Origin of the sequence: Paenibacillus amylolyticus (assembly GCF_036894225.1) — a bacterium.
Classification (GTDB): Bacteria; Bacillota; Bacilli; order Paenibacillales; family Paenibacillaceae; genus Paenibacillus; species Paenibacillus amylolyticus.
Map to the genome: position 1 here is coordinate 1,283,630 of NZ_CP145892.1, position 21,718 is coordinate 1,305,347.

At 47.4% G+C, this 21,718-nt stretch carries 18 protein-coding genes; 14 read left to right on the forward strand and 4 right to left on the reverse strand.

Features of this window, described 5'->3' with window-relative positions; translation table 11 throughout:
* Positions 1 to 102: 102 nt before the first annotated feature.
* Complete coding sequence (locus V6668_RS05670) at positions 103 to 945, reverse strand: 1,4-dihydroxy-6-naphthoate synthase (protein WP_338707906.1); 843 nt, start codon at positions 943 to 945, stop codon at positions 103 to 105.
* Positions 942 to 1,844 carry a futalosine hydrolase gene (locus tag V6668_RS05675; RefSeq protein WP_422395243.1) on the reverse strand — a complete coding sequence of 301 codons (903 nt, stop codon included), beginning with the start codon at positions 1,842 to 1,844 and terminating at the stop codon, positions 942 to 944. Before V6668_RS05675 ends, V6668_RS05670 begins: the two co-directional genes overlap by 4 nt.
* Positions 1,845 to 3,063: 1,219 nt before the next feature.
* Here V6668_RS05675 and V6668_RS05680 point away from each other — a divergent pair.
* The 11 genes from V6668_RS05680 to V6668_RS05730 all read left to right on the forward strand — a co-directional run bounded on the left by V6668_RS05680 (position 3,064) and on the right by V6668_RS05730 (position 14,979).
* Positions 3,064 to 3,453: a GntR family transcriptional regulator gene (locus tag V6668_RS05680; protein ID WP_036606399.1), complete on the forward strand. Its 390-nt coding sequence runs from the start codon at positions 3,064 to 3,066 to the stop codon at positions 3,451 to 3,453.
* Positions 3,446 to 4,348: an ABC transporter ATP-binding protein gene (locus tag V6668_RS05685; protein WP_076319422.1), complete on the forward strand. Its 903-nt coding sequence runs from the start codon at positions 3,446 to 3,448 to the stop codon at positions 4,346 to 4,348. The genes V6668_RS05680 and V6668_RS05685 overlap by 8 nt, the downstream gene beginning before the upstream one ends.
* Positions 4,323 to 6,350, forward strand: coding sequence for a hypothetical protein (locus tag V6668_RS05690; RefSeq protein WP_076319423.1), 2,028 nt, complete (start codon positions 4,323 to 4,325; stop codon positions 6,348 to 6,350). Before V6668_RS05685 ends, V6668_RS05690 begins: the two co-directional genes overlap by 26 nt.
* Before the next feature lie 286 nt (positions 6,351 to 6,636).
* Positions 6,637 to 7,743, forward strand: a complete 1,107-nt coding sequence (locus V6668_RS05695) for a hypothetical protein (RefSeq protein WP_338707907.1) — start codon at positions 6,637 to 6,639, stop codon at positions 7,741 to 7,743.
* A 92-nt stretch (positions 7,744 to 7,835) separates the two neighbouring features.
* Positions 7,836 to 8,849: an alpha/beta hydrolase gene (locus V6668_RS05700; protein ID WP_338707908.1), complete on the forward strand. Its 1,014-nt coding sequence runs from the start codon at positions 7,836 to 7,838 to the stop codon at positions 8,847 to 8,849.
* A gap of 52 nt (positions 8,850 to 8,901) precedes the next feature.
* Positions 8,902 to 9,438 carry a nickel-responsive transcriptional regulator NikR gene (nikR, locus tag V6668_RS05705; protein WP_338707909.1) on the forward strand — a complete coding sequence of 179 codons (537 nt, stop codon included), beginning with the start codon at positions 8,902 to 8,904 and terminating at the stop codon, positions 9,436 to 9,438.
* A gap of 286 nt (positions 9,439 to 9,724) precedes the next feature.
* On the forward strand, positions 9,725 to 11,383 hold the full coding sequence (locus V6668_RS05710) for an ABC transporter substrate-binding protein (RefSeq protein WP_338707910.1): 1,659 nt from the start codon (positions 9,725 to 9,727) through the stop codon (positions 11,381 to 11,383).
* Positions 11,384 to 11,425: 42 nt separating this feature from the next.
* Positions 11,426 to 12,421 (forward strand): ABC transporter permease, encoded by a 996-nt coding sequence (locus V6668_RS05715; protein ID WP_338707911.1) that lies wholly within the window; start codon positions 11,426 to 11,428, stop codon positions 12,419 to 12,421.
* Positions 12,418 to 13,425, forward strand: a complete 1,008-nt coding sequence (locus V6668_RS05720; RefSeq protein ID WP_338707912.1) for an ABC transporter permease — start codon at positions 12,418 to 12,420, stop codon at positions 13,423 to 13,425. Before V6668_RS05715 ends, V6668_RS05720 begins: the two co-directional genes overlap by 4 nt.
* A 2-nt stretch (positions 13,426 to 13,427) precedes the next feature.
* A complete protein-coding gene (locus V6668_RS05725; protein ID WP_338707913.1) occupies positions 13,428 to 14,384 on the forward strand; it encodes an ABC transporter ATP-binding protein in 957 nt (318 codons plus the stop codon).
* Positions 14,374 to 14,979 carry an ABC transporter ATP-binding protein gene (locus V6668_RS05730; RefSeq protein WP_338707914.1) on the forward strand — a complete coding sequence of 202 codons (606 nt, stop codon included), beginning with the start codon at positions 14,374 to 14,376 and terminating at the stop codon, positions 14,977 to 14,979. Before V6668_RS05725 ends, V6668_RS05730 begins: the two co-directional genes overlap by 11 nt.
* A 191-nt stretch (positions 14,980 to 15,170) precedes the next feature.
* On the opposite strand, the gene V6668_RS05735 is transcribed toward V6668_RS05730, so the two are convergent.
* Entirely contained in the window at positions 15,171 to 16,364 is a 1,194-nt protein-coding gene (locus V6668_RS05735; protein WP_338707915.1) for a MalY/PatB family protein, read from the reverse strand.
* Positions 16,365 to 16,775: 411 nt separating this feature from the next.
* On the opposite strand from V6668_RS05735, the gene V6668_RS05740 reads away from it, so the two are divergent.
* Entirely contained in the window at positions 16,776 to 17,465 is a 690-nt protein-coding gene (locus V6668_RS05740) for a stalk domain-containing protein (RefSeq protein ID WP_338707916.1), read from the forward strand.
* Positions 17,466 to 17,595: 130 nt separating this feature from the next.
* On the opposite strand, the gene V6668_RS05745 is transcribed toward V6668_RS05740, so the two are convergent.
* Positions 17,596 to 19,605, reverse strand: a complete 2,010-nt coding sequence (locus tag V6668_RS05745) for a S9 family peptidase (protein ID WP_338707917.1) — start codon at positions 19,603 to 19,605, stop codon at positions 17,596 to 17,598.
* A 563-nt stretch (positions 19,606 to 20,168) separates the two neighbouring features.
* On the opposite strand from V6668_RS05745, the gene V6668_RS05750 reads away from it, so the two are divergent.
* Together V6668_RS05750 and V6668_RS05755 are read left to right on the forward strand one after the other, a co-directional pair.
* A complete protein-coding gene (locus V6668_RS05750) occupies positions 20,169 to 20,726 on the forward strand; it encodes an STM3941 family protein (protein WP_338707918.1) in 558 nt (185 codons plus the stop codon).
* Between the two features lie 46 nt (positions 20,727 to 20,772).
* Positions 20,773 to 21,636: an aldo/keto reductase gene (locus V6668_RS05755; protein ID WP_165789840.1), complete on the forward strand. Its 864-nt coding sequence runs from the start codon at positions 20,773 to 20,775 to the stop codon at positions 21,634 to 21,636.
* Positions 21,637 to 21,718: the final 82 nt, after the last annotated feature.

Consider the following 21,718-nt stretch of genomic DNA (forward strand, 5'->3'; position numbering starts at 1 on the left):
TGAGATTCTTTAGAATTCTCATACCACGTTATTCGGCTAAATAAGATGTGCTGTGTTCTTTAGATATAGAGCGAAGTGAAACTAACTCAAATTAAATCAAAGTTAGATTCGCAACAGATCAAGGTCGAACTCGGGAACGAGTCCTTCTTTCATGGCGCGGCCAAGCAGTGCAGTGATTGCACCGTAACCATCATCACCCAGGTTGGCGCTGAACTCGTTAACGTACAGGCCGATATGTTGTGCAGCTACGTCAGGGTCCATTTCTTGGGCATGTTCCATAACGTATGCTCTCGACTCATCCGGGTGCGCCCATGCATATTCAACGGAGGCGCGTGCCCATCCGGCGAGGGCAAGAGCGTCCATGTTGCGACGTGCGATGATCGCTCCAAGCGGGATCGGAAGGCCTGTGTCGCTTTCCCACCAGTTCCCGAGATCTGTCATTAGTTTGAGATCATAATTCTGGTACGTGAAGCGTGCTTCATGGATGACAAGTCCGGCATCGATCTTGCCGTCACGAACAGCAGGCATGATCTGGTCGAATGGCATGACAACAATCTCGCCTACACCGCCAGGAACATTTTGCGCTGCCCACAGACGGAATAATAGATATGCTGTCGAGCGTTCACTTGGCACAGCAACCCGTCGTCCAGACAGATATGCTGGATCGGTCGTGCCATTTGCGGTCAGAACCAAAGGACCACAGCCTCTGCCAAGTGCGCCTCCAGCAGGAAGCAGAGCATAGTCAGATAACACGTATGGCAGTGCTGCATAAGATATTTTCATCACTTCAGGTGTGTCGGGTCCATCCGGATTTGCTGCCAGACCATTGGTAATATCAATATCAGCATAACGGACATCCAGCTTAGGTGCGCCCGGGATTAACCCGTGCACCCACGCGTGAAAGATAAATGTATCGTTTGGACAAGGGGAAAATGCAATTTTCATGATGTAATAACCTCCCGTAAAATGGAACTTGCGGCCTGGAGCGCATCGAGGGCGTCCTTGATGCGCCAAGCGTCGCGGTCGCGTGGACCGACCGCGTTGGATATGGCCCGCAGTTCGAGTGCTGGCACGCCGAACTGCTGGGCAGCTGTTGCCACGCCGAAGCCTTCCATGCCTTCGGTGGCGGCATCCGGCACGCGGCGCAATAGCTCCGCAGCCGTCTCCGCTGTTCCGGTCGCCGTGGACACGGTGACCGCAGTGCCTCCGCTGACAGCGAGCCCAGCCCGCTTCAGCTCATGGCGCAGGCGAGCGGCAAGCTCTGCGTCCGCCGCCACAATGGACGAGCCGAATCCGAGCTCGTCCACACTAAGGAAGCCGTCTGGCGTCTGCGAGCCCAGATCGGCAGCAACCATGGCGTCGGCTACCACGAGGGAGCCGACGCCTGCCCGGCCGGGGAACCCGCCGCCGATGCCGGCACTGATCACCAGCATGTAGGCTGGTGATCCGGCTCCGGCAAGGGGCCCCGGCCCATCCGATGTGGCAGATGCCTGTGCCACATCGGATGGGCTTGGCGCAGTGGAACCCTGCGCCAACGCCCTAGTGCTCGCAGCCGCTACGGCATATGCCAATGTAGCGGCTGTTCCTGCTGCGGCCGAGGCTGGGCCAACGCCAGCAGCGATGACGTCAAATCGTTCCGCGGCCGTATTTCCCAAACCACGGAGGACCGCATCTTTCTCCGCATCAACCGCGGTTACAATTAACACACGTTGTGATGAATTTGCTTTTACCGGACTAGTATCTGAAGTCGTTGTTGCCCCGCTTAATTCTCCCTGTTGGTCACTAGTCTCGAATGAGGCGTTCGCTTTATTATTCTGATCTTTATCCTGTCTATGTTCATTCATCTCGGATTCTCCTTATGAGGTATTAGAAGTGTAACATATGCCTCCATAGTATCTTTCTTACAGCAAGCTTCTAGTTACACTTCTTAGGGTTACTACTTACTTCTATATTTTCGTGTAGATGTATAGTTCTGCTTATATAAATGGAATTCGGGCATATATTTGTCCACTACCAAGGGACATTTATCTTAATTTTGTCTTTCAAAGAGTGGACACTTTTTCTAAAAAGATACTATATCCATCCAGGAATATGAAACACTACATATAGATGTTTTCGGATATAAAATTAAAAATGATCTATATGTAGAATATCAATTCCGAAGTGCTTTCTCATGTCCGTGTCCACCCTTTGAAAGACATATCTACAATATGTATGCTCAGTGCGGACAGCTCGAGTTGGCCCTCCAAACGAACAGATAAACGATTGAAAAGGCTGGAGTCTGCCCGACCCATCCAACGCGAATCATATATAGCCTTAGGATTTTAGACCAACAAGCCAAATGAATAACGGGCCCAGTCTACACTCGACCACTGCATAGTAGCTTATTTGTGCAAACCCGAATTTAAAGCAAATACACAGTTTTGCTAGCTCTGATATAGCTGACCACTTTCCGACCTACCGTTTGTGCAGACAATAGATCTATAACGCGAGACAACACAACACAACTAACGCAAAACAGACCTAACAATCAATCAGGTTAAACGCGCACAAAAAGTAACAAAGATAAAGTGATTATTGAACAATATTTCATCTCCATCATAACGGAAGGGGAAAGACCTGAACAACCTTTGCATGTAATTCTGTCAAAAGCGGTCAAGCAAAGGTTGCGGGTAGCCGTCTCACTTCGAGTAGCCACATCTAGCCACATCGCTTCAGATAGCCGTTTTGCCTCACTTTATGTGAACGCCACCCTGATCGAGCCCCGTCGTAAGCCAGAATGAACCTGCTTCCAAAAATTATATATGTCATTTAAACCATATAATCTTTCTTTATTAACGTACTCCCAATAAAACAAGAAGTCAAAGTCAACAGTTGACAATCTGATTTAACTGTATTAATAATAGTAGTACAGTTAATACACCTAAGAGTTGAATATGTACGGCACTACAGCTGTACAGCTTAGGTAACGCCTTTTTCACCTAGATAACTACACATACACCTCAGATACAATCATTTATAACCCATGGGTTATTTCACACATTTACAGAAAGGAGGTGCGGGATGTTCGAATTAGATGTACGCAGCCGTAAGGCGATCTACGAGCAACTAGTGGACAAAGTCAAAGAAATGATCGTATACGGTATTCTAAAGCCCGACGAGCAGCTTCCTTCCGTTCGTGCATTATCCACGCAGCTGACCGTGAATCCAAATACGATTCAGAAAGCGTATCGTGAGCTTGAACGTGAAGGTTACATTTATTCTTTGCAGGGAAAAGGGAGCTTCGTATCATCGTCAGTGGAACATCCGAATGAAGCCATGAGAGATGAGATCAGAGAGTCTCTGGTGAAGTTGATTGCAGAAGCTTCGTATTCCGGTTTGACCAAAGCGGATATGACGCTTTTGTTTGAGGAAGCGATGGCCCGTATAGAGAAGGAGGAGCCTCATGATTGAGCTGAATCAAGTCGTCAAAGCATTTGAACAGGAAAAGGCAGTGGATGGCGTAACGATGCACATACATAAGGGGTCGATCTATGGTTTGCTCGGTTCCAACGGGGCAGGAAAGACATCGCTGCTCAAAATGATGGCTGGTATTTACCGTCAGGACAGCGGGACTGTTCGTATCGAAGATAATGAGATTTATGAAAATATGGATCTCAAAGGCCGCACAATTTTTATGGCAGATTCACCCTACTTTTTCCCGCAATCTTCAATAACTCAGATGGCTACATTTTATCGTTCGGTATATCCGCGCTGGAATGAGGAACGGTTCAAGCAACTGGCTACCGTGTTCAAACTGGATGTAAAACGCAAGCTGCATCGCATGTCCAAAGGCATGCGCCGTCAGGCAGCCGTATGGCTGGGACTTAGCTGTATGCCTGAAGTGCTACTGATGGATGAGCCTATTGACGGCCTTGACCCGGTCATGCGCCAGCAGATCAAAAACTTGCTGTTCCAGGAAGCGGCTGAGCGTCAAGTAACCATTGTCATCTCATCGCACAACTTGCGTGAGATTGAAGATCTGTGTGACCATGTGGCGATTATGCACAAAGGCCGAATTATTGTAGAGAAAGATCTCGATGATCTGAAGGCGGATACGCATAAAATCCAGGTCGCTTTCCGCCACCCGGACCATGCCAAAGCCATGGATGAGCAGATTGATATTTTGCATGAAGAGAAACGGGGAAGTGTATCCCTGTACATTGTCAAAGGTAACCGACAACAGGTAACGGATCAATTCCGTATACATGATCCATATCTGCTGGATGTACTGCCTTTGACGCTCGAAGAAATCTTTATATATGAAATGGAGGACGCAGGGTATGATATTCAACCGATTGTTCTGTAACCGGGGCATCCTGATCCAAAATTTCAGACAGCATGGATGGATAGGCATTTTATATCTCATCACATTGTTGTTCTCACTTCCGTTATATATCGCTACCGAGTACAGGGATGTGCCACAGCAGATTATAAGTTTGTTTCAGGCCAATGGTGAAGTGCAGATTCTGTTCGCTATCACACTGCCCGTAGCGGCTGGAATCTTTCTTTTTCGGTACATTCAATCTGGTGCACCTTCGGATCTGTTCCATAGTTTGCCGTTACGTCGTAAACATCTATTAACGGTGAATCTGTTGACCGGATTTGTCATGATCCTGATTCCAATCTGGATTACAACTGCGATTACCGGCTGGGTATGGGCGGTACTGGATCAACCTGCGTTTCTGTTTGATGGCAGTACAATCTGGATGTGGGGCTTGAGCATGAGTATCTACTCGCTGTTTATGTTCATGCTAACTGTGGCAGTGGGCATGTGTATTGGTCAATCTGTATTGCAGGGACTCACCGTGTACGCACTCGTCTTGTTACCTGTTGTCGTATGGTTCATTATGTCACTTCATCTCCAGCATTATTTGCTCGGATATGTTTTTGAAGAAGTGGGCTTTAATGCGGAGAAACTCTCACTTGTCCTGCGTGTGGGTTCGATCAGTAACCTCCCTGTAATCCGTCAGGAGTTAATTATCTATGCGATATTTGCAATCCTGTTTATTCCTCTAACCTATGTACTTTATGCGAAGAGACAGGTTGAATCTGCTACCCAAGCAGTTACGTTTAAGCTTATAAAACCTATATTTCGCTTTGGATTGATGTTTACATTGGTTCTGATTGGCGGAGGTTACTTTACAATGATTGCTCCAAGAGGATCAGCTGGATGGGGAATCTTCGGATATATCCTCGGCGGAATTGTAGGTTATATCGTTGCCGAGATGATTATTCGCAAAACATGGCTGATCTGGAGCAGCAGGCTGCTACCCAAGCTGATTCTATATGGTATCATCGCTGGTCTGATACTGTACGTACCTATTGCCGACTGGAATGGATACGCCGCTCGAGTGCCTGAAATGAGCAAGGTGAATAGCATCAAGCTTGGTGGGGAGAGTTATACCTACAGTAACGGTGTCAGTCAGAAAAAGGACGATGCTCACCTCTATTCTAATGATCCGGAATACATGGGGGCAGTTATCGCTCTTCATCAAAAAATTGTTGATTCCGATCTTCCTTTACTGGATGATCCAATTAATACAGGTATGCGTAATGACGAGTCTATATTAATTAACTACAAGCTGGATAACGGCAAAGTGATGAAACGTAAATACTACATTCCAGAAGCGGAATTCCATCAGGAATTAAAGGCTCTGAAACAGTCCCAGGATTACAAAAGAGTCGCCTTTGAAACGTATAAGCTGGATGAAGATGCGTTAAGTTTCGGTATTCGTTCTGCCATAAGTTCATACCGGAAGGTTTATATTAGCAATCCGGAGCAAGTCCGTGAGTTCAAAGCATTGTTGAAACAGGACATTTTTGATCAGACCTATGAAGAACAGCGCTCCCCGTGGCAGTCGTTTGCTTACGCGGAGATGAATCAGGACTCTACTTCGAAAGATCCATTTCAACCGAGGGAGATGTGGAATTTTGAGATCAAACCTAGCTATGATCGGGTATTGGCTTGGCTGAAGGAGAACAAGTTATACGACCAGTTACTTGTCCAGGCAGATGAGATTGTCTCCGCTCAGTTTGCGAAGCAGGAGATTAACAGTCCGGGTTCGCTTCAGTGGACTACTCCGCAGCCTGAATATATCGATGGAAATCTAAGTGGTAACAAACAGATAGCGACTAAAAACAAAGAAATCATTAGGGATTTGCTCAAACGTCAACGGTCTGGTTATCTAACAGAGAAAGATACCGTTTATCAGATCAAGTTGAATGTAATTCGTGGCGAGAACATCTATATGATGCTGAAAGAAGAGGATCTGACCGAGGAAATGAAAGCTATTTTGGTCAATCAATAAGCTGGGCTGTATCAGTTGTTAACTATAAGCGGGAAGGGTTCTCCCGTTGATCGAAAGTTTTATTCAACCAGTGAAACCAGATTTACTTGACCAGACACAGTGAATGGAATATATTAGAAAAAGGAAAGGTTCGAGCGACTCGTTCAATCGAATCTCATATGGAACGGCTTATGAGGGAAGCACCCGTAAGAGCAGGCAAATGCCTGACTTGCGGGTGCTTTTTTGTCGTTCGCTGATTTCGTTGGCTATTCTGCTAAATATTTTAGAAGAAAGGGTGTAGAGACGCATGCAAACAGAAGCATGGAAGGAAACTATAAATGAACAGGAGGAAATGGAGTGTTGTTCTTCCCTATTGGAACGATCAAGCTCTCATAACTTCATAGAACATCACGGTTTAGTAGAAGAGAAGAAGGGGCGACAGCATATCGAAGATACAACTACAGAAGATATAGCTTTAATGGAGACGAGTGACATTCTATTCCCTTCTCCAATAGCAGGTAGCCATAGTCACATGATGGAACAAAGTAACGTCCGGCGTCGTCAATTGCCATCGATGACTCATCTTATTTTTGGATCACGCCTGCTTATAGGGCTTGTGATTCTGTTCAGCGCAGGCACGATCTATTTTGCTTCTTCAGTGGAGGCTGCGGGCATAGATCTTGGCGTAACCGCGCAGAAAGCCTGGGATTCCGTTTTGAACAAAGCCGATGCACAAACCAAGTTAAGTTTGAAGCAAGCGTACGAGAAAGTGGGGAACTGGAAGGCTCAAGAGCAGGTTTGGGAACAAAAAATAAAGACACTTCATGCCGCCAATACCGCGGAATTGGAGCGATTACGTGTAGAAATAAGACAAATCGATGATGCGAAGGTCGCAGCTCTAGCTGAAAAGGTGAAGCAAACACAAGCCCGATATGAACCACTATTCGCCCTCTATAGTTCAGTCAATAGACAGTTGGATGCAGCCAAAGCCATCAAAAATAAGGAATGGAGTGCAGCGATCCGCACACAGGCAGATACGTTGAGACCCGTTGTGAAGCTTGCCAGAGAAGACATCCGGATCAAGAAAAAGGAACTTGCTGAAGCACGTAAACGGAAGAGCGCTGAAATAAAACGTTTACGAGCTATGCTAGCAGGGGCCGACTCCGCGAAGAAACAGATTCAAACGGCTAAAAAACAGGCGAGTCTGGCAAAAGAACGATATTCCAAAGCTCTACAACAGTTCAAACAGAGTACAAAACAAAGCCAAACGTCACGTGTACTCAGCTCATTGAACACCTTGGCGTCTGTAGCAGAGAAGTGGGCAGGAACAAAACAAAGTATTCATACACTGGAGCAAAACGTATCCACTACGTATGTGAAAGTCAGACAGGAAATCGCCAAGAGACCCAAATAAGAGGAAACCCGGTCCTCTCTGCAACGTACACAACTTTAGATGTAAAGACGCTTCGATGATGATGGAACGAGGTGGAGCTATTGCAGTCCAAGTTGGAAACGAAACGTACGGGGGCAAAAGGTTTTAAACGTAAACGTTACTGGATTCCCAGCGTTGTACTAATTTTGATCATAGGTTTTATTGGGATTGGTACACAATGGACACCCAAAATAACGGTATTTTTATTAAAATCATTAATTGAAACTGCTAATACAGACACAAATAGCAAGGACACTATGCTCTCGGGTGGGATAACTCGTGTTGTGGATGTACCCTATGCAGACGAAGGGCGTAATGACAGTACACTGGATATCTATTATCCTTCCGTAACATCGGAACCTTTGCCTGTTGTGTTGTGGGTTCATGGTGGTGGATGGGTCTTGGGTGACAAAAAGGATATCGCAGATTATGCCGTACAATTAGCCAAACAGGGTTACGTTGTGGTCAGTATGAATTATGCGCTCGCACCGGATACGAAATATCCCATTCCCGTGATCCAGACGAATCAGGCTTTGACTTACGTGAAGAACCATGTCAGTGAGTATCACGGTGACCCGGAAAACATATTTCTCGCAGGCAATTCGGCAGGTGCCCAGATTGCAAGTCAGACTGCGGCAGTGGTGACCAATCCATCTCTCGCCAAGCTGATGAACATAACACCAGCCGCCCAGCCGGAAGAGTTGCGTGGGGTTCTGCTATTCTGTGGTCCATACAATCTAAGCACGGTAGCCAATACAGGCTTTCCACTCATACGGACATTTCTCTGGTCATATACGGGAGTCAAAACATTCGAAGACTATCCACGTCTGCATGAAATGTCGACCGTGCTTCAGGCCACAGCAGAGTACCCGCCTGCATTCATTACCTCAGGCAATGATGACCCGTTGACCAGTCAATCGATTGAGCTGGCACAAGTATTGAAGCGCCTTGATGTTGAGGTGGAAACCTTGTTTTTCTCAAACTCATCAGAGAAGCTGGGACATGATTATCAATTTGATCTGGAGAGTGACGCTGGACAACAGGCGATACATTCGGCAGTACGATTCATGCAACAGTATAGTCGATGAGCAGACAAGTCTGTGGTACACTCGAAGCAAATGAGGGCGCAGGAGGAGAAGTATGGCAGATAAAGAAGATTTGACCCGGTTCGGGGTGGCGTTTCCTACACCTCTAATTGAGCAGTTTGACCAGTATATTGAGGAACAGGGATACAAAAACCGATCTGAGGCTTTCCGTGATCTTGTTCGCAAAACATTACTTCAACCTTCTGCATTACAATCCGACCAGGATGTGGCAGGCACCATTGTGATGGTCTACGATCACCATATCAGTGATCTTCCCATTCGTTTGATGGAGCTGCAGCACGAGGCGCATCATGACATCATTTCCAATATGCACGTGCACCTGAACCATGACCAATGCCTGGAGGTTATTGCCGTACGAGGGAATCTGGGACGATTGCATCATTTGCATCAACAGATCCAGGTACAAAAAGGTGTTTTGTATGCGGAGCTGTCTGTGACTTATGTAGATGAACTCAACAAACTGGCTCATGCTCAGAGTCATCAGGATGGCAATCCGGATCAAAGTCTGGATCATCACAATCAAGGTGCGGGTCAGCATGGTCACAGTCATCATCATCGCTCTGCGGAGTAAGACAAATACAGGTGTAATTTCTATGAAAATATAGCAAATCTAAAAAAACAGACTATTGGTTAGATGCCAACCGTCTGTTTTTTTTGTTTGTTATAATACCTGACTTTATAGAGCGCTACAAATGCTCAGTTATACAATTTTTTATTTATTAATTCTGAAATATGAAAAAATATGGATTACGGAGTTAACTTTGTTGACATATGATTTGTATTTTGTGCTACAATTTCTCTAAAAAGTAACACGAAAAAAGGGGGTGCAGCACATATTTAGAGGGGGAACGACCAGAATGGGCAGATTTTCATGGAGATGGGGAAAACGAAAAGGTAGAACAGGATTAGGTATTTTGCTTGTATGTTCCATTGGTTTATCTGGTTGTGCACAGAGCACAGCGCCAATAGCTTCATCAGCAGAGAATGGACAGTCAGTTCCAACGTCAACCAAAGACGAATTGGTGCTGGCGGTTGGCACCGAGCCGGAAGGTGGGTTTGATCCAACAACCGGATGGGGGCAATATGGGTCACCACTTTTCCAAAGTACCCTGCTGAAGCGGGATGCCAAGTTACAGCTGGTTAACGATCTGGCTACCACATACTCAGTTAGTGAAGATGGGCTGACCTGGACGGTTACACTTCGGAACGATGTGAAATTCTCTGATGGGGAAGCCCTGACGGCTGAGGATGTAAAATTTACGTTTGAAACAGCTGCCAAGAGTGGGTCTGTGATTGATTTGACGAATATGGCTGATGTGAAGGCACCTGATGATAGCACGGTCGTATTTACACTGAAGTCGCCGCAGTCTACATTTATCAGTCTGCTGACAACACTTGGCATTGTGCCTGAACACGCCTATGGGGCTGATTATGCAGAACATCCGGTCGGATCAGGACCGTACAAGCTGGTTCAGTGGGACAAAGGACAACAGGCCATCGTAGAAGCCAATGAAGAATATTACGGTAACAAGTCTGTATTCCACAAACTCACCTTCCTCTATCTGGATGAAGATGCAGCCTACGCCGCTGCGCAGGCAGGTACGGTGGATATCGCTGCTATCCCGGCAGCGTTTAGCAAACAACAGGTGAATGGCATGACATTAGAGGCCGTGAAAACCGTAGATAACCGTGGCATCATGTTCCCGATGCAGCCTGCTGGTGCCAAGTCGGGCGATGGTCTTCCCGCAGGGAATGATGTGACATCCGATTTGGCGATTCGCCAAGCGGTGAATGTCGTGATTGATCGTGAGGCTTTGGTTGAGGGTGTACTGGAAGGGTACGGTCGTCCAGCGTATTCCGTCAGTGATGATCTGCCTTGGAGCAATGCAGAAGCTGTATTTACAGATGCCAATCTCGAAGAAGCGAAGCGCATTCTGGCGTCTGGTGGCTGGGTGGATGCGGATGGTGATGGTATCGTCGAGAAAAACGGCGTTAAGGCCGAGTTCAATCTGCTTTATTTTGCAGGTGATTTAACAAGACAATCTCTGGCACTGGCTGCTGCGGATATGGTAGCCCAGGCGGGAATCAAAATCAATGTTGAAGGCAAAAGCCGTGAAGAGACAAAAAAGATGGCTTACTCCAACGCTGTATTATTTGGTTGGGGCAGTCATGACCCTTTGGAAACCTATAACCTCTATAGCAGTACTCACAAAGGAGAAGGGTATTACAATGTGGGGCTGTACAGTAATCCTGTCGTGAATTCTTGGATGGACAAAGCTCTTCAGGCAACAAGTGAAGAAGAGGCATTACCATTCTGGCAGAAAGCGGAATGGGATGGAACAACAGGTTTCAGTTATCAGGGTGATGCGCCATGGGCATGGCTCGTAAATATAGATCATCTGTATCTGGTTACGAATGGACTGAACATTGGCGAGCAGCAGATCCACCCCCATGGTCACGGCTGGCCGGTGACAACCAATCTGGAGGAATGGTCCTGGGATAACAGTACAAAGTAGGAAACGTACCGGTAGCTTTAGCCTGAATTGGGGAGAGATTGGATGACAGGCAGGAATGGATGGGTCAGATTTGTTGGTTTTAAAATGTTGCGACTTGTATCTCTATTGGTTGGAGTCAGTGTGTTGTCTTTTATATTAATGCAATTCTCTCCTGTTGATCCGATCGAAGCCTACATTGGTGGAGGCATGATCAGGGTAAGCGCCGAACAGCGCAGTTTAATCGAAGAACGTTGGGGATTGAATGAATCTCCCGTGGAACGATTACTAACCTGGGGACAAACGCTGATTCAGGGAGATCTGGGGACATCAATGATCTACAGACAACCTGTAGCGGATATTATCCAGGAACGATTCATGAATTCTGTCGCACTTATGGCTGTAGCTTGGATATTATCCGGCATCATTGGTTTCACTCTTGGTGTAGTTGCCGCCATGAGACGGGATTCGAAGCTGGATCGCCTGATCTGTTGGTATTGTTATACGCTGGCTTCCACGCCAGTATTCTGGATTGCGCTGTTGTTGCTGATGCTATTTGGTGTGTGGCTTGGATGGCTTCCGGTTGGGCTTGGAGTACCCGCTGGGATGTCAGCTGATCAGGTTACATGGGGAGATCGGGTTATTCATATGATTTTGCCAGCGTTGACTCTCAGCCTGACCGGGGTAGCCTCTATTGCTTTGCATACCCGGCAGAAGCTCACAGATGTGCTCGAGTCAGATTATATTCTGTTTGCGAGAGCGCGAGGTGAGCGTGGATTTCAGCTGTTCCGTCGACATGGGTTCAGACATGTTGTTTTGCCAGCCATCACGCTGCAGTTTGCTTCGTTCAGTGAACTGTTTGGTGGGGCTGTGCTTGCAGAACAGGTATTTTCATACCCCGGCCTTGGTCAGGCGACGGTTCAGGCGGGGTTGCGTGGAGATGTTCCACTGCTGCTTGGACTTGTGATGTGCAGTGCGATTTTTGTTTTTACAGGTAATATGGTTGCAGACATTCTGTATCGCTTGATTGATCCACGGATGAAGGAGGAGCTGATGTCATGAAGCAGACGGTAGAACGCTCCTCCGAGCAGACGGCAGAAACAGCCGAAGTACAGAAAGTGAAAACTGCGTATCAAGAGGTAAGGTACAACATTAATACAGGGTCTCTACAAGCTGAGACTGGAAAAGGAACAGGAGCAACACCCCCTACGAGAAAAGATTATACGACTGCCAGCAATCAACGTTTCCGCAACCCTCGCCAAAGAGCGGTGATCTGGGGAAGCCTCGCGGTGATCTGGATTGCCGTTGTGTGGTTGACGGGCAGGCTGCTTCCGGCTGGTTCTACGCTGACTTCACTAATGGATCGGAATTTGGCTCCAACCTGGGCGCATCCATTTGGAACGGATTGGCTCGGAAGAGATATGTTCATGCGTACGTTAAAAGGATTGGCAACCAGCATTCAAGTGGGATTGCTTGCTGCATGTGGTGGCGGATTGATCGCACTGCTGTTGGGTTTGGCTGCTGCTTCAAGCAAGGCTGCTGACCGGGTAATCTCATGGATTATCGACTTGTTCCTCAGTGTGCCCCATCTGGTATCGCTGGTTATGTTGGCCTTTGTATTCGGTGGAGGTCTGACAGGAGTGGCGGCAGCGATTGCGCTGACACACTGGCCGAATCTGGCTCGGATTGTACGAGCGGAGATGATTCAACTGAAATCCGCAGAGTACATTCAGATTTCACACAAGTTGGGTCAATCGCGGTTACAGATTGCGATGCAACATATGCTGCCACATCTGGTCCCGCAGCTGTTCGTGGGCATATTGCTAATCTTTCCCCATGCGATTCTGCATGAGGCAGCCATTACGTTTCTGGGGCTGGGGTTGTCTCCGCAACAACCGGCAATTGGAATTGTTTTGTCAGAGTCGATGAGATATTTATCTGCTGGTATGTGGTGGCTCGCCTTTTTCCCCGGACTGGCATTGTTGCTGGTTGTTCGTGCGTTTGATGTATTGGGCAACAGTCTGAAGACATTGACGGGTACAGGTAGTTCAAGGGAGGTGAGGTGAATATGGCTCTTCTTGATATTGAGGGAGTGTCGGTGTCATTTCGGCGCACTCGTGGTTGGTTTGGGCACGAACAGACTTATGTCATTCAGAATCTGGATCTTTCCGTAAACAAGGGCGAGATCGTGGCTGTTGTAGGCGCAAGTGGATCGGGTAAAAGTGTGCTGGCGCAGGCCATTATGGGTATTCTGCCTGCCAATGCCAGGTTAGAGGGACGTATTAGCTATAGTGGCGAGCCTTTGACCCCGGAGCGGCAGCTTCATCTGCGTGGTGATGAACTGATGTTGATTCCACAATCCGTCAGTTATTTGGACCCGCTGATGAAGGTGGGAAGGCAAGTTCAGCCGGTAACCCGAGATTCCGGACAGAAACGAGGCTTCATAACTCGATCCCACTTGAAAAAGACGGAGCAGGAGCTGACGGATCGTTATCATCTTCCTCAAGGAACAGCCGGGAAATATCCGTTTGAGTTGTCCGGAGGTATGGCAAGGCGGGTGTTGATGGCGACAGCAACCTCAGGTCAGCCCAAGCTAATCATTGCCGATGAGCCGACACCAGGTATTCATCCCGAAGTGTTGGCCGAGACGATGAGGCAATTTCGTGAGCTTGCAAATCAAGGCGTAGGTATCCTGTGGATCACCCATGATATCACGACAGCCCTCACGGCAGCCGATCGCATCGCTGTATTTTATGCGGGTGCCAATGTAGAGACGGCGACGGTTGATGATTTTACGGGGATTGGAGAACGTCTGCGTCATCCATATACAAAAACGCTCTGGAATGCGTTGCCGCAGAACGGATTTCAGCCACTCCCAGGCTCCCAGCCGTTGGCAGGTCAAGAGATCACGATAGGATGTTCATTTGCTCCCCGATGTAGCGTAGCAACCGTTGCATGTACCCGCGAACGTCCAGAACTTCGTAAGGTACGGGGTGGAGAAGTGAGGTGTTTCCATGTCACTTGAAGCACGGGACGTGAGTTACCGTTACGATCCGAAATCGTGGGTGTTCCAGCAGATGAATATGCAGGTGAAACAAGGCGAAGTCGTGGGCTTGTGGGGACCAAGTGGCTGTGGAAAAACAAGCCTTGGACGCATCCTTGCAGGATATGCCGAACCTGTGGCAGGACAAGTGCTTCTGGATGGGAAACCACTCCCACGTACAGGAGTATGTCCGGTTCAGCTGGTATTCCAGCATCCGGAGAAAGCTGTGAATCCACGCTGGCGAATGCGCCGCGTGTTGCAGGAGGCGTCTGTGCAGGATGAACAGTTGCTCGAAGCATTGGGTATTCAGCAAACCTGGTTGGACCGTAGGCCGAGTGAATTATCGGGTGGAGAACTGCAACGTTTCTGTGTGGCGCGAGCACTCGGTACAGCGACACGTTATGTGATCGCAGATGAGATGACAACGATGCTGGATGCCATCACTCAGGCACAGATCTGGCATACCGTGATGGAAGTGGCTCGCCAGCGTGATCTGGGATTACTGATCATAAGCCATGATCGGGATTTGCTGAACAGGTTGTGCGACAGAATTACACCGATGCCGATATCGATGTGACTGTAATTTTAATTATGTTTTGAATAAATAAAATGATCGAATACAAAGGGGTGCCCCTTGTGAAGTCATTGACCATGAATATGAGTCATGGACTTGACTACGGGGCACCCTTTTTTCTCTTTTGACAAATATTCACCATTTAACAAACAGTACACGTTTTGTTCGCAACGTACACAGATGTAACTGGCAGCTTATTTGCCCGACACATTGCTTAACAACACAGATAATCTGCGCATCGCCTCTTCAACCGTGGAACGTGGACAGGCTACATTAATACGCATGAACCCTGTGCCCTCTGTTCCAAAGAAGCTCCCGTCATTGAAAGCAAGCCCTGCTTCATGAAGAAGCATATTGCATAGTTGTGCATGTGGAATATTCAGCTCCCGGAAATCCATCCATAACAGATAGGTCGCTTCGGGCAGATGCATCTTAATCTGAGGCATATGTTCCGCAACATATTGCTGTACATACGCCATATTTCCACGGATATAGGCAAGGCACTCATCCAGCCATTCCTCGGCATCATTGTACGCAGCTTCGGTTGCAACAGCCCCCAGTGTGCTGATATTGGCAAGTCCCATCGTTTTTACACCCTGCGCGAACGATTCTCGCAACTTGGCATTGGGGATGATGATGTTGGATGTGCAGAGGCCAGGAATGTTGAACGTTTTGCTTGGAGCCGTACAGATGATGCTTAGATCAGAGACGGCGTCCGAGATCAGGGTCAGTGGTGTATGAGTTCCGCGCTGATGAACAAGATCGGCATGGATTTCATCTGAAACCATCAGTACGTTGTATTGCAGACACAATGACGTAAGCCCTTCAAGCTCTTCATGAGTCCATACCCGTCCAACCGGGTTATGAGGACTGCACAGAATCAGCATTTTGACCCGACCGGTCTGTAAGCTGGATTCCAGTTGTTCCAGATCCAGCGTGTAATGACCGGTATTCTCTACCAAAGGATTGGTGATCAGTTCACGGCCCTGACCACGTACTACTTCATAGAAGGGAGCATACACCGGGGTTTGGATGACTACAGCATCTCCAGGATCGGTGAATCGTTGTACAGCAATGCTGAGTGCGGGCACAATACCTGGAGTGAATACGATCCAGTCATCGTTAATTTTCCAGTTGTGACGCCGTTCCATCCACCCTGCAACAGCTGCATGATACGCCTCAGTCCGCACTGTATAACCAAAAATCCCGTGCTCCATCCGTGTTTGCAGGGCCTGAATGACGGATGGTGGAGCAGCGAAATCCATATCGGCCACCCACATCGGAAGCGCATCAGCAGCGCCGAAGATATCCTCAAGCGCATCCCATTTTTCTGATCCGGTAGAGATCCGGTTAATAGGCTGGTCAAATGTACTGTTACTGTTGTTCATCGTATTTAATTCCCCTTAAGTTCCGTTCCTTCGACCACAAATCGACAAATAATTATCTAATACATTGGTTAATTTCGCAACTATTGTGCGTGTATGATTAGCTTCATATGTATGGTCTGGAATTCAGGACTTTATTCATATAAGAACAACTTAACGAGCGAGAGTACAGCGGGAATACGACAAAGACTATTTTTGTACGCCCTTGGTCCTGTTTTGTCCATTTATCGTTTACAACCTCTTGTCAGATGCTATTATATTGCTAACATTTGGTGGAACAACGGGCTGTTATCTGAATAAGCTCGTACCCATACATGATGAGCATAACTACATGAGTCTTTCGCGTACATCGAGCGATCGTCTTGAATCGTATTATGCATAAGGCTGACATTTGAACTCAGGAGGCGTTTAGGGATGAAAAGCAAAAAGTGGTTGATTGCTGCGGGTGTGTTTGGCATGGTGTTAACCGGATCGGCAGGTGTATATGCAGGTACACAACTGGAGACAATCAAAGCTTATCTGAACCATGGGCTCGCCATCGAAGTGAACGGACAGAAATTTACACCGACAGGTGACCAGGGCAAAAAGCTTGCGCCAATTACATATCAAGGCAGTACATATCTCCCCGTTCGTTCGATTGCAGATGCGTTGAAGACCGAAGTGAAGTATGATTCCCAAAACAATAAAGTAAGCATCGGCTCTTCAAGCTCTTCTGGTGGGTCAACATCCACAGGCAACAGTGGAACGACATCACCATCTACAGGTACGAACTCACAGGCGGCAGGTGTGAAGTCCAAGTATCTGCCAGCAGATTTCCCATTACCGAAGGATGCGAAGGCAACAAGTCTTATTGAGAACATAATGGATGGTAACAAAAAAGTAGTGCTCACGTACACAACCAAAGAAACGTTGCTAACCGTTGGAACATCCTACAAAGACTACTACCAGACCAAAAATTTGAGTCAGAACACTCAGGATATCCAGGCAGACGGCTTCAGCATCGTGGGTCGTGAAGATGGCAAATATGCCGTGACCATCACAGGTTCGGTGTCTGCAACCAACAAGGATCTGAATGAAATCACCGTAGTGTGGGGAGAAGAGTAATCTTTCCTTCTATAAAAAGTGAACAGACAAAGCCGCCCGTTGAAATCATAACAGATTTCATTGGACGGCTTTTAGGGTTGAATCCATATCTGGTTCTATACTCTGAATTAATAGTCTAAATATTAGTCCGTTACAGGTACTCGTTGAACCATCCGGCAATATGCTCCAAACGGCGTACCCTCAAGTGAGGGTGACCTCCGCGGGACAACTCGTGGTTTGCCCCTGGGAAACGAACAAGTCTTGTGGTCTGCTTGCGCCGTTTTAATGCAATGAACAACTGCTCGGCTTGTTCAATTGGACACCGCAGATCCTGTTCGCCATGCAAAATGAGCAGCGGAGTACTGACGTTTCCGACATAAGCGAGCGGGGAATGTTTCCATAGTTTTTCCGTGTCATCCCACGCGTTACCGCCAATCTGGTCTTCCGTGAAGAAATATCCAATGTCACTTACACCGTAGAAGGATAGCCAATTGGAGATGGAACGCTGGGTAACAGCCGCCTTAAAGCGGTCCGTGTGTCCTACAATCCAGTTGGTCATGAAGCCACCATAACTGCCCCCGGTTACGCCCAATCGTGATTCATCGATAAACTCATACTGGGACAGGGCATAATCCACACTCTCCATGAGATCGCGATAATCGCCACCGCCATAATCTCCGCGACAGGCGTCTACAAACTGCTGCCCGTATCCGAGGCCACCGCGTGGATTGATATACACAACAGCGTAGCCTTGTGCGGCGAGAATTTGGAACTCGTGCATAAACGTAAAACCATACATCATGTGCGGGCCGCCATGAATCTCCAGAATGGTCGGGATTTTGACCCCGTCAACCATGCCATGAGGTTTTATAATCCATCCTTGCAGCCGCAGGCCATCTGAGGAATTAAACCAGAAGGTTTCTGGTGTACTAAGGTGGATCTCATCCTCAAGCTGTGGATTGCTGCGGGTGAGCTGAATCGGTTCTACCTCAGGATCTTCTGGTTGTTCATATATATATAGATCACCAGGATTTAGTGTATCGGCTACAGCGGCAACGATCTGCCCGTTTTCCAACTCGGCAAATTGATAAATCTCCCGTTCGTCAGGCCATATATAGTCGGCACTGCTGCCGTCTCGAGCGAATTTGGCGATGCGTACACTACCATGGATGGTCGCCAGACAGAAGATTGAAGAACCATCCCTGCTGAATACTGGCCCCGTGGTTGTCAGATGTGAACGCATGTCGCCAACAATGCTGTGATTCAACTGTACGTCCCAATCCGTGCTCAGACATACGAGTTCACCACCTGATATCTGAAGGGTGTACAACTTCACAAGCGTGGCATTTCCATAGGAACGGTCACTGGCGAGCAGTGCAAGAGATTGTCCATCCGGTGCAAAGGCCAGTCGGCTGAACGTATACCCTTCCGGGGTCAACTGTTGCACATCCGATCCGTCTGCTTTGGCAAGGTACACATGATTAGTCAGGGTGTAATCATTATGGTCCTCGCCTTCTTCAGGCATCTGCGCAATCCAAGCGATGGATGTTCCGTCCGGGGACCAGGCGTAGTCTCCGACGTCATAATGACCTGTAGTTACAGGAATTGCTTCCGCATCGATCGGTGCGAGAGCGAAAAGGTGGGAACGTCGACCGTTCCACAATCCACTGGCATCTGACTTCATGCGAATCCGGTCTACGACATGTTCTTGCAGCAGTTTGGGTTTATCGTCTATAGGATCTGTATGTTCTGATTCTTCATTTTCGCTCATATCCACGGATGATTTCGCAAGTATGGTATGACCATCCGGTGACCAGAGCAGAGAACTGACGCCATGTTTCAGGTGACTGATTTGCTGTGCTTCTCCGCCATCTGATGCGATAATCCAAACTTGGGATTTCCCATCAACCTCTCTTAGAAAGGCCAACTGAGACCCATCGGGCGACCAGGCAGGGGAATGATCCTTCTCACCAGAGGTAAAGGGCCTGTCCTTCTGACTCCCCAGATGCAGCAGTCTCAGGTGAGAACAATAACCGTCACGTGCTTCATTCGTTTTCCGGCTTACATATACCAGTTGTCCGCCTTGAGGGGACGGAGTTGGATCATTAACCCATGTAATCTGATAAAGATCTTCCGATGTTATGCCGCGCTGACTCATCATTGTTTGTCCTCCCACCATGAATTAGAATCGGTTAATTTCCTAACCTTTCCATTTATATTAACGGAAAGCTAGGGACAGGACAATAAGTGTAATGAAGGAGGGGCAAGACATTTAACAATGTATATTCATTGAATTAAATATTTGCACGTAACGTAGAGGACAGAAATAACCTGAAGAAGCGGAGCGTTCGCCTAAAAGCTTTCTGAAAGAAAGCTACATCGGAAGCATAGGCTATCCCCGGATTTTCACTTTGAAAAAGTGGAATCGAAAAATCTGGGGATAACAGCGATCGGAAGGTTGTTCTGTCATCGGAGTGACCCATGCAAACATTCTTTAGTTCAATTCATATAGGTGTGTTAAAAGGATTTGCTCGAAGGATGACGAATCCTAATGTTGAATAAGCGCAGAAATGACGAAAAATGGTCTTAATTCAATGTTTAACATTGGTTAATTTGGTTTAATGTACAATGCAATTCCTGTTCTACATTTCAGGTATTTGGTTCTTAGCCATTCGTTTATATAGAACTCGTATGATTCAGTCGCAATGGAGGAGGAACGTCACGTTGAGCACATCCTATGAGCAACATGTGGAATATCCAAACCGGAAACGAATGGCGTGGCTCACGGCAGGGGCAGCACTTTTTGTGGCAGCCGGATTTTTTTTGATTTTTGATCGTTCTTCAGTTACGAATGATTCCATCCTTTCGGATGTGATTGGACTTCTATCCATTTTGTTTTTTGGGCTATGTTTCTGTTACAGTCTGGTAAAGATGATCAAGAAGGAACCTTCTTTTGTAATCGATGAGGATGGGTTTGTGGATGCATCTTCTTATACCGCAGGAGGAGCCGTGGCCTGGAAAGACGTTGAGAATATTTTTATGTATGAATTGATGGGACAGAAAATGATCGGGGTCAAGTTGCGGGACGAGAAAGCCTTTCTGGATCGCCAGAACGGGATGAAACGCAAGTTGATGACGGTCAACAGTAATATGGTCGATGCGACCATCAGCGTTGCCCAAAGTAGCCTTACAGTACCACTTGATCAATTGTATATCATGATGATGAGCCACTGGAGACATGTGAGTGATAACATGATTTATGATTCGTATAATCGTCGTTAGAGAGGTCAGAATGTCCATAAGTCTTCAGAATGGAGGAATATAGATGATGCATGGTAATCAAACACGCACGATTCTACTTCCGGATGGAACTGCCCTGCCTGCGATAGGACAAGGCACATGGAACATGGGAGAGAAGCAATCCAGCCAGCAAGAAGAAGTACGCGCACTGCGTTCCGGTATTGAACAGGGAATGACCGTGATTGATACGGCGGAGATGTATGCAGAAGGTGGGGCAGAGGTTATTACGGGAAAGGCCATCTCGGGCCATCGTGACGAAGTTTTTCTCGTATCCAAAGTGTATCCCCATCATGCGGATCGCAAGCAGATGATTACGGCCTGTGAACGTAGTCTTAAGCGCTTAGGAACAGATCGCCTGGATCTGTATTTGCTTCACTGGCGAGGGGGAGTCCCCCTCGAAGAGACGGTTGAGGCTTTGGAGCAATTAAAGCAATCCGGTAAAATCCTTCGCTGGGGTGTATCGAATCTGGATACAAGGGATATGCAGGAGTTATGGAGTCTGCCGGAGGGGTCTCAGTGCATGGTGAATCAGGTGCTTTACCATGCAGCTTCGCGTGGTATCGAACATGATCTGCTTCCCTGGATGCGGGAACGGAGCGTTCCTGTAATGGCGTATTGTCCACTGGCACAGGGTGGCAGACTTCGAAGTGAACTGTTGGAGCATCCAGTCATTCAGGAGATTGCACAGGATCGAGGAGTTACGACTTCGCAGATCGCATTAGCCTGGGTGATCAGGGATGGAGATGTGCTGGCGATTCCCAAGGCGGTACAGCTGAATCATGTGGCAGACAATGCAGCAGCAGTGAATATCGTTTTGACACAAGAGGAACTTGCCCGTTTGGATGAGGCATTCCCTGCACCTAAAGGCAAAGTACCTCTAGATATCGTGTAAAATAGATAACAATACGATTAATAAAGTTATGCAGAGCAGATCTTCACGATCTGCTCTTTTTTTGTATGGATATCGATAGCAG

Excerpts from the sequence above, each read along its gene's own strand:
- V6668_RS05675 (WP_422395243.1), bottom strand. The coding sequence starts at position 1,844 with ATGAATGAACATAGACAGGATAAAGATCAGAATAATAAAGCGAACGCC.
- V6668_RS05725 (WP_338707913.1), top strand. The coding sequence starts at position 13,428 with ATGGCTCTTCTTGATATTGAGGGAGTGTCGGTGTCATTTCGGCGCACT.
- V6668_RS05680 (WP_036606399.1), top strand. The coding sequence starts at position 3,064 with ATGTTCGAATTAGATGTACGCAGCCGTAAGGCGATCTACGAGCAACTA.
- V6668_RS05720 (WP_338707912.1), top strand. The coding sequence starts at position 12,418 with ATGAAGCAGACGGTAGAACGCTCCTCCGAGCAGACGGCAGAAACAGCC.
- V6668_RS05755 (WP_165789840.1), top strand. The coding sequence starts at position 20,773 with ATGCATGGTAATCAAACACGCACGATTCTACTTCCGGATGGAACTGCC.
- V6668_RS05715 (WP_338707911.1), top strand. The coding sequence starts at position 11,426 with ATGACAGGCAGGAATGGATGGGTCAGATTTGTTGGTTTTAAAATGTTG.
- V6668_RS05740 (WP_338707916.1), top strand. The coding sequence starts at position 16,776 with ATGAAAAGCAAAAAGTGGTTGATTGCTGCGGGTGTGTTTGGCATGGTG.
- V6668_RS05690 (WP_076319423.1), top strand. The coding sequence starts at position 4,323 with ATGATATTCAACCGATTGTTCTGTAACCGGGGCATCCTGATCCAAAAT.
- nikR (WP_338707909.1), top strand. The coding sequence starts at position 8,902 with ATGGCAGATAAAGAAGATTTGACCCGGTTCGGGGTGGCGTTTCCTACA.
- V6668_RS05670 (WP_338707906.1), bottom strand. The coding sequence starts at position 945 with ATGAAAATTGCATTTTCCCCTTGTCCAAACGATACATTTATCTTTCAC.
- V6668_RS05695 (WP_338707907.1), top strand. The coding sequence starts at position 6,637 with ATGCAAACAGAAGCATGGAAGGAAACTATAAATGAACAGGAGGAAATG.
- V6668_RS05730 (WP_338707914.1), top strand. The coding sequence starts at position 14,374 with ATGTCACTTGAAGCACGGGACGTGAGTTACCGTTACGATCCGAAATCG.
- V6668_RS05735 (WP_338707915.1), bottom strand. The coding sequence starts at position 16,364 with ATGAACAACAGTAACAGTACATTTGACCAGCCTATTAACCGGATCTCT.
- V6668_RS05710 (WP_338707910.1), top strand. The coding sequence starts at position 9,725 with ATGGGCAGATTTTCATGGAGATGGGGAAAACGAAAAGGTAGAACAGGA.
- V6668_RS05745 (WP_338707917.1), bottom strand. The coding sequence starts at position 19,605 with ATGATGAGTCAGCGCGGCATAACATCGGAAGATCTTTATCAGATTACA.
- V6668_RS05685 (WP_076319422.1), top strand. The coding sequence starts at position 3,446 with ATGATTGAGCTGAATCAAGTCGTCAAAGCATTTGAACAGGAAAAGGCA.